We start from the raw sequence: 18,622 nt of genomic DNA on the forward strand, positions 1-18,622 counted from the left end.
ATGAATAACATAAATTCTTATAGCGTCATTAAACGCCGTTTTTTAATATTGACGATGATTCTTTTAATAAATGGTTGCAGTCATTCTACTTCCAACGATGAAAAACGCTTGCAGGCAATTGAACAAGCCAAACCAATTTATGCCAGCAATGCCATTCACTTAAGAATAACTGCGGTTCCGCAACTGAATGTTTTTAATAACATATCAAACAGTTGCACAATATTAATTGCTCAAGCGGAGAAACGTGAACAATTAGATAAATTACTGGCTAATCCGGTGTTATTACGCAATTTATTTGCTGGCACTGGTGCAACAGAGCATATATTACAGTTGGATAATTACGTAATGATGCCGGGGCAATCGGTATCTTTACATATCGACAGAGCAGAACAAGCGCGTTATATCGCATTAATTGCGGGTTATTACCCGGCGCCAGATAGTCCTCATACACGAGTATTATCACTGCCGCTGCGCCTTGAGCAACATGGTTGGTGGAATAGATCCTGGAGCGCTGAATTTGTTCCCATGCGCATTAATCTGACGCTAGGGCGTTACGCCATTATTCGCAGTGATTTCTCCGCAGGCAACACCGGAGATGAGGTGATTTTCCCCGGACAAACGGCAGAAAATTCAGCCGTGACCGAAGTTCGTTGAGGAAGTAACACTATGTTTGAACATAAACCGATATATTGGTATTCAGGATTATATTTACAGCCACAACACTTTCAAGCCCATGAATTGCAAAATGAATATTGGCAAGGGCGTTATCAGTTACTGACTCAGCCTTATGCTTTTGGTGTGGTGAAACTCGCATTCAATCTGGCCGCGCTAAGTGATGAAATACTGAGTGTTCATCATGCCGCGTTTATTTTTCCCGATGGTTGTTACGTGGATTGTGACGTCAATAGCGTACTCAGCGCCCGATCATTGCGGGATTGCTGGCGGGTACGAGACAAACCACAGCGCATTTATGTTGGCTTGCGTATGTTCAGCCACAATCAGAGTAACGTCACCGGTATCACGGATGCCAACAGTGTCGGTAATATCACCAGTCGTTGGGTAACATGGCCGCAAGAACAGCGTATGCGGGATGCTTTTGGCGAGGGCCCGGAAGCAGAAGTGCAACAACTGACCTATAACTTACGTTTTTTCTTGCACGATGAGATTGCTCAGGCAACGGGTTACACATTATTACCGGTGGGCCAACTGCATTGCACCAGTGACGGTATTGCGCTGGATAACCGCTATCTACCGCCATGTTTAACGCTCTATGCCGTGCCACAACTGGGCCAACGTATTGCTCAACTTTGTCAGGAATTAACCGGGCGGGTCCATCAATTGGAAGAGTTGAAACGCCCGCAAACGCTGGAAGGGGAAATTTATACCCAAGAAAAAAGCACATTATTGCTGACACTACGGACTCTGGCGCGTTATGTCGTGCAGTTGCACCATTTTCAGGAGGCGAGAGATGTTCATCCCTTACAGATGTTTGGATTATTACGCCAACTGATCAGCGAGCTTTCCTGTTTTACCGACCGTTGCTCCTTTTTAGGCCAGTGGAACGGGCAGGAAGAAATACTGGAGAAATATCAGCATCTGGATTTGGCGCTAACGCTTAATAGTTGTGAACAGACAATTGCCGATTTGCTTAATGCATTGGTGCTGGAACCGAACACCGTTATCCCTCTGCAACAGGAAAGCCACGGTTATTATCATGCTGCCTTCAATGCAACGGGCGTCAATGAACAGCAACGGCTCTATTTGGTGCTGCGCTCTGACAGCTTTACCCATCGCGAGCGGGAAATTCCTGACGATCGCTTGATTAAACTGGCGGCGGCGGAACAGATCGACAGCATTATTAATCGTGCTTTGCCCGGTGTACGTCTGTACTACCAGGAAATTGCGCCACATGGTTTACCTAACCGGACAAATACCCGTTATTTCCGGGTAGAAAACCGCGGTGCGTTGTGGCGGCAGGTAGAAGATAGTAAACGTGTGGCGGTGCATTGGGCAGATGCGCCAGACGATTTACAAACAGAAATCGTTATAGTGAGAGCATCATGATGCAGTTGTTGGATTGTTATATTCCAGTATTCACTTGCGTATTACGCATGATCCAGCAGCAGGTGAATCAAGCGGAAACACTGCGGCAAGCCGTATTAGCTGAATTGACACAAGCACAGAATAGGGCGCGTTTGCAGGGTTATGGGGCGCAAGATATCGAAGAAGCAAATTTCACCGTGGTAGTTTGGGCAGACGAAGCTATTCTGTGTGCAGGTCAGAAAGAGTTGAGCGTTTGGCGCCAATCATCATTGCAGGCAGAGCTTTATGACGCTGAACTGGGCGGAAATACGTTTTTTGATCGTCTTGCTGCGTTAGTACCGGATAATTATCAGGTTCGATTAGTTTATGTTTTTTGTCTGCTTGCGGGATTTTATGGTCGTTATGGCAAACGTGATAATCTGGAATTACACAATATTATCCAGCAAGAATTAAATAATCTTCCTGATACGTTGCGTGGTTATCTCTCGTTAGAAAATCACCGATTAATGAATAGGTTCGATAATAAGCTGAAAAATAATCGCCCCAATCATAAATGGCGCAGAAAATTAATATTATTCATGTCATCTCTTACATTAATTTATATTTTTCTTACCGTCTATTTATTAAGTATTGGCCGGTAAACTCGGAAATTAAACATGAAAAAATTACTTTATGCCATTGGCTGGCTTAGCGTGATGGTTATCCTTTTATTACTCAGTTTAACCATTGCTGTGGCATTCTCATGGCCGACAATAGGTGGCTTGTTATTATTTCTTTGCCTACTCCTGCTGTTATTATTGCTGCGTGGGGCAATTACATTCATGCCGCAAATAATGCATAAACTACGCTGGATAAATAAATTCTGGCGGAAAGGAGATAACCGTCTGGAATATTTACTCTATCAGCACTGGCGGCAGGGAGGATATTTACAAAGTTGGCGTCGATTCCATTCACTGTTACACCGTAACGGACCCGTTCCACCGTGGTTTCTGGTGGTAGGGGAACGGGGCAATGGTAAACAGAAGTTGTTAACACGCTGCAATGTGGCGCCCATGACGGGGAAAAATCTGCCGTCGCTGACAACAAACACCTTTACCTGTCGCTGGTGGTTCTTCCGCCGGGCAATGTACATGGTCGTTTCCGGCCGTTATACCGAAGGTCAATCCCTGTACCGGCAAGCCTGGTTGCGACTGATACGCTGGGTAGCGCAGGTGCGTAAACCGGCTGGTGTACTTGTTTGCTTGTCAGTGGAACAGTTGTTAAACAGCGACAATAGAGCACTCTATATCGCCGCACGTCAGGTACGTGCGCAGTTAGAACCATTACAGATACGTCTGGAACGCCGTTTGCCAATCTGGTTGATCCTTACTCATAGTGAAACATTGCCGGGATTTAACCATTGGTGCGCCCAATTGTCAGTAGAACAACGTGCTGAATTGCTAGGCGATTTTATCGAGCATCACACGGTGGGTCATGTCACCGACGTGCTGGATAAGAGCATGAACACCATTGTTAACACGTTAAAAATGATGCGCCTTAAGTTGCTCAATCAGCAACGGCAGCAACCCAATGCGGAAGTCTTAGCGTTACCAGAAACCGTAGCTCAACTGCAACCAGCGCTAGGTTGTTACTTGAATGCACTGTTCGACCAAGATCATTATCTGGAGCATGGTCTGCTGCGTGGCATGTTTTTTACTGCGGAGCATCAAGCCGCTGGCGTTTTCAGCCATCGTTTGTTGGGAGAATCTCTGCCAGACCAAGTTCAACGTAGCGATAGCATATTGCTGACCGGTTGGCGGACATTGACCAAACGCCTATTCGTTAGCCTATTGATTTTGATGCTGGTGTGCGGCGCAGGCAACGCATTGATGACGACCTGGCGTGGTGTTACACAACTTGAAAATATCCATGAGGTAAACCCACTTGAGCGGAGTTATTTGCGTTACCAACAAGTTGAGTACTGGTCACAGGAAACTCTGTCACCTCTGCTTTTTTATCCAGTCAGCCATACGCTGGAACAACGGATGGCGCGGCAGTATCAACAACAAGCACCTGTTGACGTATTCAACCCGGAATCGGTAGCGACGCACTTGCTAGCACATTTTCGTCACGCGGAAGCACCACAAAAACGGCTGCTGGCTTTACACTGGGCTCGTTTCATTAACATCGAACAGGCAATGGCGCATGGCGCTACGTTGGAAACGTTACAGCATATGCCTGCTTATTCAGCTTCACTATTAAGTGGTGAAAACGATCCTTTATCAGCAGAACAACGCGTCGCACTCCGTCTGGCACAATATCGCCAAGGCAACGCACAGCAAGAACAGGATCAGTGGCAAAATGTATTGCAAACACTACTGGAAGATAACAGTAACTGGCAGTGGCTGTTAGCTGACGAACAACCGGCTGGAACGCATTCGCTGACACTGGCTGATTTCTGGCCGCTTACCAGAGAAGATGCTGCCACAATTAACGCGCGTATCCGTGGTGTTTATACCCAAGCTGGTGAGCGGGATATTCAGGCAACATTGGATGAATTAGCACAAGCCCTTAACAGACCGGCATTCTTTGCTCCTCTACAGCGTTCATTTTATCAACAGTATCAAAATCAGCGCCAATCAGAGTGGTTAGCATTCGCCCAGACTATGCCTCAAGGAGAAACATTAGTACGAGGCAAGAAAAACTGGCAAGCGCTGATATTAGCAGCGGGCCAATATGACAGTCCCTATATCGCTTTTCTGACCCAGTTAGAACGTGATTTAGCCACGATAGAGCAGGCGGATCGGCAGCCCTGGTTACAGACACAGCAGCGTTTATGGCAACTGCATGGTTATGTGCAAAAAAGTAGCGTGATGCAACGAGTCTCGCTAGGGAATCTCTCCTTACGCCAGCGCATCATGTCATGGCTTGGAATTTCACCGCAGATCTCGGTACGGCTGGACAACACCGTGCTGACACGCTATCGCGCTTACCGACAGGCGGTACAGTTAAATAGCCAACGCGAGTTGCTTAGTGATATGGAAACCGAGGTATTGGTTAAAAATGCGCTAAGTAACGGGAAAGGAGAGTTGAATGATAACGGTTTACGCGCATTGTTTAACCGTTTCACCCTGTGGCGCCATGAGACCGAAAGCAAGCAAGACGCAGGAATAAATGAAACCTTATGGCGGCTCTATCAGGGTGATGCTCATCTGATACTGCGTTACGCTTTCTTAAGTGCCGCCAGCCGCTTGCAAACCCAGTGGGAAAGTAAAGTGATTTGGCCGATGGAGAAATTGAGCAGACAGGAACTGTTTGATGGCCGGGAATTGAACACGCGTTTGTATGAATACAGTAACGCATTTGTACGGGATACCGCAGAGTATGCGCTGGATATTCGTCCTGAAGGTATTAAACGTCAGGAAATAGAAGATGTGGCCTTTCCGTTTAGCGACGATTTCATTTTCTATATCAATAACCTCATTCAACCAAATGACCTACTTTCAGCGACATCGGATATTCGCCGTCGCCTGCAAGAGAAACTCGCCTTACTGGAAAGCGAGCAGCAACTGGCGACGGTACAACAGGAACCGGAACAAGAGCAGAAGCCATCGGCGGAAGTGACAATTGTCAGCCAGCCAGCAACCGCTAACCGGGGGGCAAGGGTATTGCCAGTGGGGAGCTCAGTGACGTTGAGTTGTGATGATGGCGTACAGCAGCTTAAGAGTATGAATTTCAATGACAGCATGACGTTGCATTGGAGTCCAGGAACATGCAGCAAAGTACAAATTGATGTCTATTTTCCTCGCTTTACCCTAAGCAAAAGTTATGTTGGCCCCGATGGTTTGCTGAAATTTATGCACGATTTTTCCCGTGGCGAACTGACATTGGCAGCTCAAGCGTTCCCGCAACGGCGCGATGAATTAAGTGCACTGGGTATCAATAACATCACTGTGCGCTATCAGGTCAGCGGAAGCAGAGCTGTTGCAACACTCTATCAGCAGTGGCAGCAACATCAGCAACAACAAACGGCGTTGTTGGAGCAACGCAACCGACTGGATAGCCAGTTGTTAAATCTAAGTGAACCGGCAGTAGCAAAAGGAACCCTTTCTACTTTGCCATCACAGATCACCACCTATTGGAACGAATCAAGGAAACCGAAAAGTGAGTAATTATCTTAAACAGATCGTCAGTAAATTAACGGTAGAAGCGCGTCAGTGCCTTGATGAGGCGGTTAATCTGGCAATACGGCGCACCCATCATGAAGTGGAAATTGAACATTTGTTGTTGGCTCTGTTTGAAAAACAGCTTCCGACGATAGAACAAGTGTGTCACCACGGCGGTATTGAGGCCATGACGTTGTTGAATGCTTGCCAACGGTCACTGGCATTATTACGCAGCGGTAATCATCGTCCGCCAGTGCTGTCTACCAGTCTAACTGGATGGATGGAACAGACCTGGATGTACACCAGTACTCACTGGGGAGCATCACAGATTACCGCTCAGGCATTGATTGTGGCACTGATAATGCATCCGTCACTGCACCATTCACTTACCTCAGAGTTACAACAAGCGTTACAGGGTAACACCGATGGAATAGAACAGTGGTTGCGTACACAGACAGAACCGCAACAAATCACGACGCCTGTCAGCGATGATAATCAATCCGCATTGGCACAGTACACGCATCACCTGACACAGGCAGCGCGTGATAACAAACTGGACCCAGTTTTAGGGCGTGAACGAGAGATCCGTCAGTTGATTGACGTGCTGCTACGTCGTCGCCAAAACAACCCGCTGTTAACCGGTGAAGCGGGTGTCGGCAAAACCGCTCTGATCGAAGGGCTTGCTCAACGGATCGTTGATGGCCGTGTACCGAAAGTTTTGGCACAAGCCGAACTATTTACGTTGGATATGGGGCTGTTACAAGCGGGTGCCAGCGTAAAAGGTGAGTTTGAAAGCCGCTTGCAAAAATTATTGGATGAGGTGAAGAGATATCCTACACCGGTGATTCTATTTATCGACGAAGCGCATATGCTGATTGGTGCCGGCGGCCAAGCCGGACAAAATGATGCGGCCAATCTGTTAAAACCCGCGCTGGCACGTGGCGAATTACGGGCGATTGCGGCAACCACTTGGTCTGAATATAAGAAGTACTTTGAAAAAGACGCCGCGTTAGCCCGTCGTTTCCAAGTGATCAAAGTCGAGGAGCCTTCGTTAGAACTGGCAACCGCCATGTTGCGTGCCATGACACCCGCAATGGAAAAACATCATGGCGTCAAAGTACTTGCAGAGGCAGTCACGGAAGCGGTTACGTTAGCCAACCGTTATATCACTGGACGTCAATTGCCGGATAAATCAGTTAGCCTGTTGGATAGCGCCTGTGCCCGCGTTGCAGTTTCACAGACGGATGAACCGGCGCCGATTGAAGATCTGCGTGCCATGCTGACAAACGTTGCTACCGAACAAGAAGCACTACTGCGTGAAGGTGGCCATGAAACTCAGTTACAGAAATTGGCACAGCGTCAGGCCGAATTGCAGGCATCATTGGCAGCAATTTTGCCGGAATATCATGCTCAACAGCAGTTGGTCAATGACATCCTTGCCTGTGAAGAACACGACGAGCGGCGGCTACCTGTGTTACGGGCGGAACTGCATCAGCGCCACCATCAGCATGCTTATGTCTTTGACTGTGTTGATGCCGCCTGTGTAGCGGACATTATTGCCGGTTGGACAGGAATCCCCCTTGGCCGGATGGTAGAAAATGAACGTGATGTGTTGCGTCAGTTGGAAACCCGTCTCGGCCAACGGGTCATGGGACAAGAGCATGCGCTCAGCCAGATAGCACGTCAAATTCGGATTGCTAAAGCACAACTGGCGGACCCGGTCAAACCTACCGGAGTGTTTATGCTCGCAGGGCCTTCGGGTGTGGGGAAAACCGAGACCGCCTTAGCGCTAGCGCATGAGTTGTATGGCGGGGAGCATCATTTGATCACAATTAACATGTCGGAATATCAGGAAGCCCATTCGGTTTCTGGTCTGAAAGGCTCTCCCCCAGGTTACGTCGGTTATGGACAAGGTGGTGTATTGACCGAGGCGGTTCGACGCCAACCTTATAGCGTAGTGTTACTTGATGAAGTGGAGAAAGCTCACCCCGATGTGCTGGAGTTGTTCTTTCAGGTATTCGATAAAGGCATGATGGAAGATGCCGAAGGGCAACAGATTAACTTTCGTAATACGCTGATTATCCTGACCACCAATGCAGCATCAGATTTGGTAATGCAGGCGGCAATGCACGGCGTAAAAGAGCAGGGGGAAAATCGCCCGGCAACTCTTGAAGATATTCAAGAGATTATCCGGCCAGAGCTGCAACGTATTTTTACGCCCGCATTTTTAGGCCGTTTGCAGGTTATTCCTTATCTGCCGGTACATGGCTCAGTTCTGCATGCCATTGTGCACCATAAACTGAATAAAGTTGTCGCACGCTATCGTCAATCAACCCAATGTGAATTGCATTATAGCGACACGCTGGTGGATTTTATCGCTAAAGAGTGCCAGATCGCGGAAAGCGGGGCCCGTGAAATTGACAACCTGTTAACACAGTTTGTTCTGCCGTTGTTATCAGATCAATTGTTACTAGGTGATGTGCCAGTCAATCAGGATGCTTGGATGGATGTTATAGACGGTCAAGTACAGTTACACTCAGACCAAAAGAAACTATTACCATCTAATATTATCAACTAAGGGTAGTAAGAGAACATCTCTGCTATTATTATCTTACGATGTAACATCAGTGTTACGGAATAGATCCCGATGAAAATGAAAAAGATAGTGATCTTCTGGTTTATCTTTACATTGGTCAATTTCGCGCTGGCACTGTTAAGCCTACAGGTACGGGATGTATGGAGTCTGTCATCACTGGTATGGTTTCCGGCAGGCTTGTTACAAGGCATTTTTTGCGTCAGGACGCCACGGTATTGGCCGGTCTGGTTAATGACGAGCGCCTTGATTTCGCTAACTGCCAGTCAGTGGTATGGAAGACCGGTAAATGTATCGCTGATCTTTTCCAGCATCAACGTGATGATGCTGGTGGTAACAGCGTTGATCTGGCAATTTTTTTACGGTGTCATGTGGGCGCCGAAGCGGGCAAGAGACATCATTAACCTGACCGTACTCTGTTCGTTAAGTGGAATCATTGAGCGATTTATCGCGAAATGGATACTTCATCTCTTTGGTTATCCTACCGACATATCGGTTTCATTACCGATTATCGTAGGCTCAGTGTTGAGTTATCTACCACTTACGCTGTGTGTTATCTACTACATCACCCATGAGAAAAATGGGGTTGGGAACTGGAAAATCCATGGCTTATGGCTGGTAGCCCTATTTGCCATGACAGCATTGTTTATTAGTCCACCACCGGAGGCCGGGAAAATTCACTGGCAAGGGATCGCACTGCTGTTTTCCTTTAGTTTGCCGATGCTGCTAGCACTCAGCGGTAATCTGCTGGTATTAAGCAGCTTTTTATCCCTGTGTACGGTGGGGATCGTGAGTGCCACCATTTTTGGTCTTGGGCCATTCTCATCCCCGTTAACCAATCTCCAACAAAATGTGCAGATGGCGGCTTGGTACGGTACAGCGCTGACCTTACCTGCATTGTTATTCTGTAGCTATTTTTATAACATAATCAATGCATTACACCGTCGCAAAGCGCATTTTCTGTTAATGAGAGCCATGTTGGATCAAGAACAGGTTAATTGCTTTCGGCTAAGTGCCAACGGACATCTGTACTGGCATCATAATGGTGCTGCCTGGATGCGGGGCGGAAAAGCACCTGCCTCCTGGTCGCAATTGATGGCTTGGGTACATCGGGAAGATCGGCATAAAATCGAACAGCTTAAAAATTCAGTCTCGCAAATACCACAGACACTAAAAATTCGGATTGCCGATGGCAAAGGCGAATTTAATCTGGTCATTATCGCCTTAATCATCCATGTGGGAGAAAATGCCGGTTTTATTGAAGGAACGATACGTGAAATAGTCAATAGAAAATAATCTGGAGAAATAACCCATGCCCAAACGAGTCATTATTGCCGACGATCATCCGGTATTTTTATTAGGACTACGTACGATATTGGCAACATTGCCGGAGAATTACCAGATTGTGGGGGAAGCCCATGATGTCACTTCACTTTTCTCTCTGCTGGAGGAAAAAGAAACGGATATGCTGATTACGGATTTCATTATGCCGGGTAATAACCAGATCGACGGTCTGAGGATGATTAGCCGAATACGTGAACAGTATCCGAATTTGCCGATTGTGGTGATTACGATGATCAGCGACCGGAAAATCATTGCTTCATTAATTGATTACAAAGTAAAAGCAATTTTGAACAAAAACAGCTTATCCCATGAGCTGGTAAAAGGGTTGTACAGTACAACCGGACGTTATGAACCCTATTTAAGTGAACAATTTCTCGAATCACCGGACGAGGTAGTTGTAAAAACGCTAACCAGCAAAGAATTGGAAGTGATTAAATTGTTGGGACAAGGGTTGAGCGTGAATGATATTGCCGCGCGTTTATACCGTACTAAGCAGACGATCAGCGCACAAAAAATCAGCGCAATGAAAAAGCTCGGGTTAGATAATGAAGCCGCACTTTATAATTATTTGCATCAGATTGGACTGGGGCTATAAGCCATGACGTGCTGGCGCAAAGAATGGCGATGGTTTGCCCCGTTGGTATTACTGTTACCGCTATCTGGCTGGAGTCTCAACCTATTCGAATACCGCAATGCGCAAGAATTGCCTGCCAATGGATTACCAGTGGAGTTTTATTCAAACATCACGCAAGAGTCGCAGGAATTTTTGCCGTTGCCCATTAAAGAACAAGCGGTTCTTCCCTCACGCTTCCCGACATTAAAAGTCGGCATTCTCTGCTGTATCGGTGCGCCATTGGTGATCCATCGTTGGGACGGCAAGTTGGAAGGGATTTATGCTGATTATCTGCGCTTGATTGAAACTGTGCTGAAAAGGCCGGTGGAAGTACGGCTATTTGGTAACTGGGAATCAGCTTATAAAGCGTTGCAACGTGGAGATATCCAGTTGTTATCGAATTCCGCCTCATCACAATCAGGAAATGAAGCAAATGACACTTACCCAATTCTGGTACAACCACTTGCCCTGATCATGCGCAAAGAACAAGTCAATATGCCATTTGCCAAAATGGATATTATGGCGGCACCCAGCAGTGATCCGAATGTCATTAAGCAATTACGTAAACATTACCGCAGTATTTCAGTGGCGAAAAATCAGCAAGAAGGAATACAGGCCGTCGTGGATGGCGAAATGGATGCCTATCTGGATGGACAAAGCCAGATTGCCTATTTACTGGCTTTTCGTCCATTTACCGGATTGACTTACCGCCGGGATATTTCATTCGGGGAACGGTATGATTTTCTTGGTCACAACGGTGATGGCATGGTTGAAGCGGTAAATCTGATTTTGACATCCATTCCTCATGCCATCAGAAATAAAGTTTATGAACGTTGGATTTCTGGACTGGCGTTGGGCAACAATAACGACGCAGCAATATTTTCGTCGCAAGAAAAAGCCTGGATTAAAAGAAATCCTGTCGTCAATGTGGCACTGAATCGCAATGTACCGCCTTATTCCTTTCTGGATAAAAACGGTCAAATCACCGGACTGGATGTAGATATTTTACGTCTACTGGGGGAAAAAAGTGGCATCACCTTTAATTTCATCCCAACAGATGATGCAGTAGGCATTAAAAAACGGTTAGAAGATGGCGAAGCGCAAATGACCTCCATGATCAACACGCCCGAACGTCGCCGTTGGCTCTCTTTCAGTCATCCCTATGGTACCGTGGAATGGGTGATGATCACGCGCAGTGAGCGTAATGCGCCTTATGAGTTTGAACAACTTAAACACCATCGGGTGGCGATTCAACGCGGCAACGCACTTTTGTCACTATTTAAGCAATATCCAGAGATTTCCATCGTGGAAGTTGACAGTGTGATACAAGGTATTGATATGGTGCTGGCCGGAGCAGCAGATGCCACTTTTGATAGCCTGATCAGTGCTGATTACCTACAAGCAAGCCGCTACGGCGCCAATATTTCTATTCAGTCCTTTAAAGGCTCATTGCAACCGGAACAATACGCCATCATACCGGCCTATCCTCAACTGGTTGACATATTAAATAAAAGCATTGATGCACTGCCACCAAATGAACTGCGAGTATTACGGTTGAAATGGTTATCCATGGCGAATGTCACGCCTTATGATGACAATAAAATCTCTCCTTGGGTGAAGCTATGGGGAGGGGCGTTACTTGTGATTGCGTTAAGTTCGGCTTTTTGGGGCAGTTATCTTGCACACCAGATCAGACGACGTAAAACTGCGGAAAGCAACTTACAGAATTTGCTGGCGTACTGGGAAACACTCTTTAATAACATGCCTACGCCAATGTTTGTCTGCGATCCTACCATGTGCATCACGGCGGCTAACCTCTATTTCCGACATGAAATGGGCTCTATTGGATCTGAGGTGATTGGCCGTAGTCTTTTTTCCCTATGCTTTTTAAAACCGGCCGATGAGCAAGAGATCAGCCTAATTTTTCTACGCTGTTTGGAAGGTGCTCCTGTACATTTTTCTGATCGCAACATTGTTATTCAGGGGCAGGATAAAGACGTTTATTTGTGGCTCGAAAGTTATAGCAATACCGAAGGCGTTGTTCAGGGAATCATTGGTGGCTGGTTTGATGTGACCGAGCGTAAATTGCTGGCGCAGGAACTACGCCAGGAACGTGATAAGGCAGAACTCGCCAGCCTTGAGAAATCAGATTTTCTGGCTCACATGAGCCATGAAATCCGCACTCCGCTACAAGCCATTATCGGTATTCTTGATCTGGAGGTAAAACAGCAAACTCAACCATCCACACCATTACATATCGCCTGGCAGGCGGCCATATCCTTGCAAGGAATCATCGGTGATGTGCTGGATTTCTCCAAGATAGAATCTGGGCGGATGGTGCTGAATCTCAAGCCGGAATCATTGCAGGCGATTTTGGAAAATTGTATGGCAACTTTTAGCCATCGAGCAAAGGAAAAAGAACTATTTTTCACCTATCAGTTTGATTTGCCGTCTGAATATTATCATCTACTGGACGCGACACGCGTAACCCAAGTTATCAATAACCTGTTGGGTAATGCCATTAAATTTACCGAACAAGGTGGTGTACAGATCAGCGCCAGCTATCAGCTTATTCCAGAGAGTCACCAAGATGAAATTACGCTGGTGGTTGCTGATACTGGTTGTGGCATTCCAGAAACCATGTATAAAGCGGTTTTACTGCCCTATGTACAAGTGACACAAAATAACGGCGGAAAAACCGGTACGGGATTGGGATTACCTATTTCTGTACAGTTAGTTGAATTAATGGGTGGCAGTCTGAAAATCACGGGTGCGCCCAGTGGTGGTGCACAGGTTACCGTGGTGTTACCGCTTACACGCACTGTTATTGAAAAAGAGGCGATAAGTGAAAAAACCGCAGACATTGAGACGGAACTTCATGAATCTTTGAATATCTTAGTGGTTGATGATTTACCTGCCAATTTACAGGTGTTGTCATTACAGTTAGCACCATCGGGCCATCGTATCGCGCTAACTGAAAGCGGTGAACAGGCCATGAATCTGGTGGAGGAGGGCTATTTCGATATCGTGCTGACAGATTGCCAGATGCCGGTGATGAACGGTTACGAACTGGCTCAGTTACTGAGAAAACAGGAACGATTACGGCAATTACCGCCGTTTATTATTCTGGGATGTACCGCGAACGCATTTTCTACCGAACAGGCTCGTTGCTTGGAAGCCGGAATGAATGGTGTATTGATCAAACCACTGGTGCAAAGCAAATTGCTGGCAGAAATTACCCGTTATTACCGACAAGTTAATGACGAAGCAACATTGAAATTCGATGAAATTCAAGCGTTAGCTCAACAAGATGTGGCTATAGAGCGCCAGTTACTCAGTGCAATACAGCAAGGGATGTCGGAAGATATTGCAGAATTGCAACAACAGGAAAACCAGCAATACCATGAAAAAGTTGTGCATCACGCTCACCGAATGAAAGGCGCTTTTGCGCTGATGCAATATCAGCAAGGAATACGTGTCTGCCTGCGGATTGAAAAAAGTGAACATTGTGATGTGAAAACAATCGCCGTTTTATTAACTCGTGCGGAATATTTTCAACAGCAGATTGAGCAGAAATTGGGGGAATTGCAGGGTTAGAAATCAGATGAAGCGACACAGAAAAATCTTGGCTTTAAAAGATTAAAAGATATTATGTTTATCGCTCTAATGATGATTTTGACCCTAATTTTGAAACACATGTAAATTAATTCTATTAAGCTTATGACGCCATTCTTTGAACAATTTTATCGAGAAGGAGTTAAGGATAGAATGAATAACATCAGTTCACATGAATTTGAGCAAAAAATTAATTATTTTAAGAGTGATAATTTAATTCAAGAAATCGGCATGTCCGAAATATTCATTTCACCAAAAGTGCATGCAAGAGAAATCAACAATAGTCAGATTTCAAATAAGAAGAAAAAAGCATTAATTGACGGAATTATCAATTCTTACAAAGCCGGTTACTATGGCAAGTAAGAAAATTAACTATGAACTTATAAGCACAATGAAGTAAGGAGCAAGAATTTTACCAATTCTAAAGGCCAAATTAGCGGAATGGGAGGCGTTTTACAACTATCACATATTACACCACATGGTGGCTTGAAAGGTAAAACGCGCCTTATGAAACTTTTGTCGATAAAATGAGAGTTTAAGAATAATTTGTCAGTCGAAGCGCCGGAGATCTCACATCTCAATAATTAGATATTCAATCTCAAATTTGTATCAACTAGATCAATCAATGATTTTGGTACACCAAAATCAGCGGCTATCTTACGCCAGGCAGAGACTTTTTCTATGGTTTCATCAATAATTCCATTGACCGTTTTTTTAGTAAACAACGGACTTAGTTTTTCTAATGAATAAAAATCTTGCCGAGTGAAGTTATCTCTTTTACCGTTTAAACTCATCCAGTGACTGTTTACCCATCTACTGTCAGGCTTGTAACTGTAGGCTAAATCGTAGGCCGGGGCCAAATCCCATTTTTTGTTTTTTAATATGAAAGCGAAGTTTTTAGCGTGGTCATCATGATTTCTAGCAATGATATTAAAGCACATTCTTCTTAGTAACTGTTCGGCAGCTTTAGCCGATAATTTTAGCTGCCTAGCAACAAAGAAAAGTTCTGCGTAAGAGAAGGAACCTGGTTTTTTATAATCAACATGTGCAAGTCCATTTAAGGTTTGGACATGCACTTTTTCATTCCCATTGCGATCAAAACGCTGTGTGATAAAGTGGCGCCTGTCGCCTTCTGGTAGTAAATGGCAGGGCATCATATCTATACCGCAGTCTATTGCCATTAAATGGTACACATACTCCATCGCCCCATAACCTAGTGGATCACCAAAGGTTTCTTGGTTTTTGTTGTGCTCACTGACACCATCAAATTTCATAAGATAGTGAGTAAAACCGTTAGGAACTTTAACTTGACCGGAGCGAACCTGAGTGAAGCCCTCATTAAAGGCTAATACAGCTTTGGGCCTAGCTCCGCCAGCACTCATACCAACAGAAAGTAGTGACATCATGGCCTCGAGCTCTTCCCGACCGTTATTAATCAACTCAACAGTAAAATCACCACGGGAATTTAGAATTTCTTGGGCGATAGAAACCAATGAATCTATTTCTACTTGTTTTGAGGAATTAAGATTTCTCATTTTGGTTGCTGGTACGTATTCAAGAGCACCCATCCCTCGTTTCCCTGTATATTGAAGTCGCTGCAAAGGTGTAATGTCGTTAGGAGATCTACCTTGAGCTGCAACCCATGCATTAAGTACAGCGTTGCCAAAGTCGTCCGGTAGTGAATCTGCAATCAATCCAGGTAGTCCTTTAAACGTGTCATAGTCTAGTTCTGGAAAACTGTAGATTTTATTTGTTAAAGGCATTTTCAATGGAGACAGTTCGATCCCTTTAGCGATAAAGCTGGGGTCGTACTGAAATAAACCCAAGTTTTTACTAGAGTCAAAACTCACCGCACCAACTTTATGTTGATTGTAAATTGCGTTGATAACTTCCATTACCATCCTGACGTATCCTCTTCAATATTGTTTTTTCTAAGACCGGATGCTCGTTGTCGTTTTTTTCCCTGAAGTTTAGCTAGTTGGATAGGAGATATGTTTTGTTTGGGAAGAAAAAGATCTAATTGTTCGGTTAAGTTTAACGCTGCCATAATGGCAACAAAAATCTCTAATTGGACTTTACCTTTTTCAGCATTCAGTACAGTTTTTCTTGTGACCCCTGAAAGTTCAGCAACTTCAGCTTGAGTCAGATCATTATTTAGTCGAGCTTGTTTCAAACGTTCTCCCAACTCTTCCGCAATTGCTGAAACTGTTCTTTCATCTGAAATCATAACGCCCCCAAAATGACACATTAAAACTGTTATTAGCTATAATGGATAATTATTAGAACATTATACACTTTAACGGTGATAATGTCCTGTATATATACCTAATAGATTTCTAGTTGCATCGCGACGACAAGGGAGCATAGATAACGATGTGACCGGGGTGAGTGAGTGCAGCCAACAAAGAGGCAACGTGAAAGATAACGGGTATACACCTAAAGAAGGTATTTCCTATGAATACAGCCATAAACACCAAACAGGACCGTATCAACCTCCGACTGAAACATAGCGCTAAAGAAATACTGGAACGCGCCGCAAGCTTCGAAGGCAAGACTGTCAGCAATTTTATATGTAGTCACTCTCCTCAATTATCAATATTGGACATAATCTTATAGGAACTTTGCCTTTAAAATTTTCTTCCAGAAACAGAGGTATAAGGACAGCAGAGAAGACCCAATACATCTAATCCAAAGGACATACTCGAATAATATGACCATCGGGATCTTCAACGAGGAAAGTACGACCAAAGATTTCAGTGTGAGGTTCCTTCACAATCTTGATATCGGGTTTCTTTCGCCATTCCTCAAATAAGCGATCTACATCTCCGCCCGATGGCAACATAATACCGATCTCAGAGAACCGTGGAGTAGAGGCATCTGGCGTTGTTCCTCCTGACCAAATAGCGAATAGTGTTTCGCTACCAGCGGCAAATGCCACATAACGAGGGCTCGAAAACACCGGTTCAGAATTAAAAAGTGTCTTGTAAAAGGCTGTCGAACGTTCAATATCAGATACGTAAACAAGTTGAAGATTAGGTTTAGGGGATAATGTCATCATGTAATTCTCATGTGTTAGATTCAATATTAAGAGAGTAAAAACAAATTGTTATATAACTCAACATGTAATATTTGTTACTGGATTGCGCTTATCATTTTAAGGTAATAATAATCATATGTATATACATACATGTGTAAAGAGATGTCAGAGATGTCATATATAAAGAATTCGCCCGCATTATTCGGGCGATGCTCCTTAAATATGGTGTAAAAATTATTCACTCTACACTGAGTGTCGTCTGAATGGTCCGCTTCCCATACGTGGTTCATATGGGTGATCGGTCCTTAGTGAATGACTCTCTCTAGGATACCAATTTTTTGAACGTTCATTTTTTCCATCATATCGCTCTACATGGAGATATTTAAGTTCTTCAAATGGTATAACCATTTGCAGCCATTTATATCTCTCCAAAATATATTCTCCAGTAGACATAGACATAGACATAGTCATAGCTCTAATGAATGCAATACTATCTGGATTCATAACTGACCATTTACAATGTATTAATGGCTTAGTTGAGTATACTTTCAGAATAGCTGGCCTCTTATTTATTCCTATAAATGGATTGTAATTATAACCTGTTAAAATATTAACTATTTTTTGAAATGTTGACAGCGGCCCAGTTGCACAACCAGCTCCCCAATCCGGCAATGGCCCATTTACTTTAGCAATATAAAATCCACGTCCAATCTGTCCCATTGGAGGCAAGAATTTCGATTGAACACCATTAGTGAGAATACTCCTGGCAGAAGACTCATTAGTTCCATGATAACCTAGAAAATACATATTTGTTCCCTTTTTTTGGCTTTGTAGCGCTAAAATATATAAGCATTCTTATATACCCTTCATCTTTCAAGCTGCTGCTTTGTTGGCTGCTTTCACTCACCCCAGTCACATAGTTATCTATGCTCCTGGGGATTCGTTCACTTGCCGCCTCGCTGCAACTCGAAATCTATTAGGTATATGCCTGTGATTATTTTAAAATAGACAACAACATAGTATAAAATACTTCTCAAGTATTTCTGATTTGTCAGCATTTATCTGAAATGGGCAGATTTATTTCATTGTCTATAAATACCTGTTAATATATTTAAAAAATTTAATGAAAAGCTATCCTACTATCACGCTGATATCTATGAAATGTTAGGTAAAGTAAAAAATCTTTTAATACACACCTCTATTATTTCAATCAGTGAAATTATTACCGTTTG

The 18,622-nt window shown here is 44.4% G+C and carries 14 protein-coding genes; 10 read left to right on the top strand and 4 right to left on the bottom strand.

The genetic code is table 11. The features are described from left to right. From KZ793_RS10370 to KZ793_RS10410, 9 genes are all read left to right on the top strand, one after another. Positions 1 to 654, top strand: a complete 654-nt coding sequence (locus KZ793_RS10370; protein ID WP_225815263.1) for a type VI secretion lipoprotein TssJ — start codon at positions 1 to 3, stop codon at positions 652 to 654. Between the two features lie 12 nt (positions 655 to 666). Beyond that, a complete protein-coding gene (gene tssK, locus KZ793_RS10375; protein ID WP_225815264.1) occupies positions 667 to 2,064 on the top strand; it encodes a type VI secretion system baseplate subunit TssK in 1,398 nt (465 codons plus the stop codon). Then, positions 2,061 to 2,684 (top strand): DotU family type IV/VI secretion system protein, encoded by a 624-nt coding sequence (locus KZ793_RS10380; protein WP_225815265.1) that lies wholly within the window; start codon positions 2,061 to 2,063, stop codon positions 2,682 to 2,684. The genes tssK and KZ793_RS10380 overlap by 4 nt, the downstream gene beginning before the upstream one ends. A 15-nt stretch (positions 2,685 to 2,699) precedes the next feature. Then, complete coding sequence (locus KZ793_RS10385; RefSeq protein ID WP_225815266.1) at positions 2,700 to 6,194, top strand: type VI secretion protein IcmF/TssM N-terminal domain-containing protein; 3,495 nt, start codon at positions 2,700 to 2,702, stop codon at positions 6,192 to 6,194. Further along, the gene (tssH, locus tag KZ793_RS10390) at positions 6,187 to 8,766 is read left to right on the top strand and encodes a type VI secretion system ATPase TssH (protein WP_225815267.1); all 2,580 of its coding nucleotides are present in this window, start codon (positions 6,187 to 6,189) and stop codon (positions 8,764 to 8,766) included. The genes KZ793_RS10385 and tssH overlap by 8 nt, the downstream gene beginning before the upstream one ends. A 69-nt stretch (positions 8,767 to 8,835) precedes the next feature. Continuing rightward, a complete protein-coding gene (locus KZ793_RS10395) occupies positions 8,836 to 10,077 on the top strand; it encodes a diguanylate cyclase family protein (protein WP_225815268.1) in 1,242 nt (413 codons plus the stop codon). Between the two features lie 16 nt (positions 10,078 to 10,093). Then, positions 10,094 to 10,720 (top strand): response regulator transcription factor, encoded by a 627-nt coding sequence (locus KZ793_RS10400; protein WP_225815269.1) that lies wholly within the window; start codon positions 10,094 to 10,096, stop codon positions 10,718 to 10,720. 3 nt (positions 10,721 to 10,723) lie between these two features. Beyond that, positions 10,724 to 14,335 (top strand): transporter substrate-binding domain-containing protein, encoded by a 3,612-nt coding sequence (locus tag KZ793_RS10405; RefSeq protein ID WP_225815270.1) that lies wholly within the window; start codon positions 10,724 to 10,726, stop codon positions 14,333 to 14,335. A 114-nt stretch (positions 14,336 to 14,449) separates the two neighbouring features. Further along, positions 14,450 to 14,716, top strand: coding sequence for an Exc2 family lipoprotein (locus KZ793_RS10410; RefSeq protein WP_317987459.1), 267 nt, complete (start codon positions 14,450 to 14,452; stop codon positions 14,714 to 14,716). 221 nt (positions 14,717 to 14,937) lie between these two features. On the opposite strand, the gene KZ793_RS10415 is transcribed toward KZ793_RS10410, so the two are convergent. After that, positions 14,938 to 16,254 (bottom strand): type II toxin-antitoxin system HipA family toxin, encoded by a 1,317-nt coding sequence (locus KZ793_RS10415; protein ID WP_225815272.1) that lies wholly within the window; start codon positions 16,252 to 16,254, stop codon positions 14,938 to 14,940. Further along, positions 16,248 to 16,580, bottom strand: coding sequence for a helix-turn-helix transcriptional regulator (locus KZ793_RS10420; RefSeq protein WP_225815273.1), 333 nt, complete (start codon positions 16,578 to 16,580; stop codon positions 16,248 to 16,250). Before KZ793_RS10420 ends, KZ793_RS10415 begins: the two co-directional genes overlap by 7 nt. Before the next feature lie 227 nt (positions 16,581 to 16,807). On the opposite strand from KZ793_RS10420, the gene KZ793_RS22865 reads away from it, so the two are divergent. Then, on the top strand, positions 16,808 to 16,969 hold the full coding sequence (locus KZ793_RS22865) for a type II toxin-antitoxin system TacA family antitoxin (RefSeq protein ID WP_225815274.1): 162 nt from the start codon (positions 16,808 to 16,810) through the stop codon (positions 16,967 to 16,969). A gap of 67 nt (positions 16,970 to 17,036) precedes the next feature. On the opposite strand, the gene KZ793_RS10430 is transcribed toward KZ793_RS22865, so the two are convergent. Both KZ793_RS10430 and KZ793_RS10435 read right to left on the bottom strand, forming a co-directional pair. Then, positions 17,037 to 17,411, bottom strand: coding sequence for a VOC family protein (locus KZ793_RS10430; protein WP_317987456.1), 375 nt, complete (start codon positions 17,409 to 17,411; stop codon positions 17,037 to 17,039). Between the two features lie 222 nt (positions 17,412 to 17,633). Then, positions 17,634 to 18,197 carry a hypothetical protein gene (locus KZ793_RS10435; RefSeq protein ID WP_225815275.1) on the bottom strand — a complete coding sequence of 188 codons (564 nt, stop codon included), beginning with the start codon at positions 18,195 to 18,197 and terminating at the stop codon, positions 17,634 to 17,636. Positions 18,198 to 18,622: the final 425 nt, after the last annotated feature.

This window comes from Photorhabdus antumapuensis (assembly GCF_020387775.1).
GTDB classification, from domain to species: Bacteria; Pseudomonadota; Gammaproteobacteria; order Enterobacterales; family Enterobacteriaceae; genus Photorhabdus; species Photorhabdus antumapuensis.

Coding starts and splice junctions, on each gene's coding strand:
- KZ793_RS10420 (WP_225815273.1), bottom strand. CDS start 16,580: ATGATTTCAGATGAAAGAACAGTTTCAGCAATTGCGGAAGAGTTGGGA.
- tssK (WP_225815264.1), top strand. CDS start 667: ATGTTTGAACATAAACCGATATATTGGTATTCAGGATTATATTTACAG.
- KZ793_RS10395 (WP_225815268.1), top strand. CDS start 8,836: ATGAAAATGAAAAAGATAGTGATCTTCTGGTTTATCTTTACATTGGTC.
- KZ793_RS10415 (WP_225815272.1), bottom strand. CDS start 16,254: ATGGTAATGGAAGTTATCAACGCAATTTACAATCAACATAAAGTTGGT.
- KZ793_RS10385 (WP_225815266.1), top strand. CDS start 2,700: ATGAAAAAATTACTTTATGCCATTGGCTGGCTTAGCGTGATGGTTATC.
- KZ793_RS10430 (WP_317987456.1), bottom strand. CDS start 17,411: ATGATGACATTATCCCCTAAACCTAATCTTCAACTTGTTTACGTATCT.
- KZ793_RS10370 (WP_225815263.1), top strand. CDS start 1: ATGAATAACATAAATTCTTATAGCGTCATTAAACGCCGTTTTTTAATA.
- KZ793_RS10435 (WP_225815275.1), bottom strand. CDS start 18,197: ATGTATTTTCTAGGTTATCATGGAACTAATGAGTCTTCTGCCAGGAGT.
- KZ793_RS22865 (WP_225815274.1), top strand. CDS start 16,808: ATGAATACAGCCATAAACACCAAACAGGACCGTATCAACCTCCGACTG.
- KZ793_RS10380 (WP_225815265.1), top strand. CDS start 2,061: ATGATGCAGTTGTTGGATTGTTATATTCCAGTATTCACTTGCGTATTA.
- KZ793_RS10405 (WP_225815270.1), top strand. CDS start 10,724: ATGACGTGCTGGCGCAAAGAATGGCGATGGTTTGCCCCGTTGGTATTA.
- KZ793_RS10400 (WP_225815269.1), top strand. CDS start 10,094: ATGCCCAAACGAGTCATTATTGCCGACGATCATCCGGTATTTTTATTA.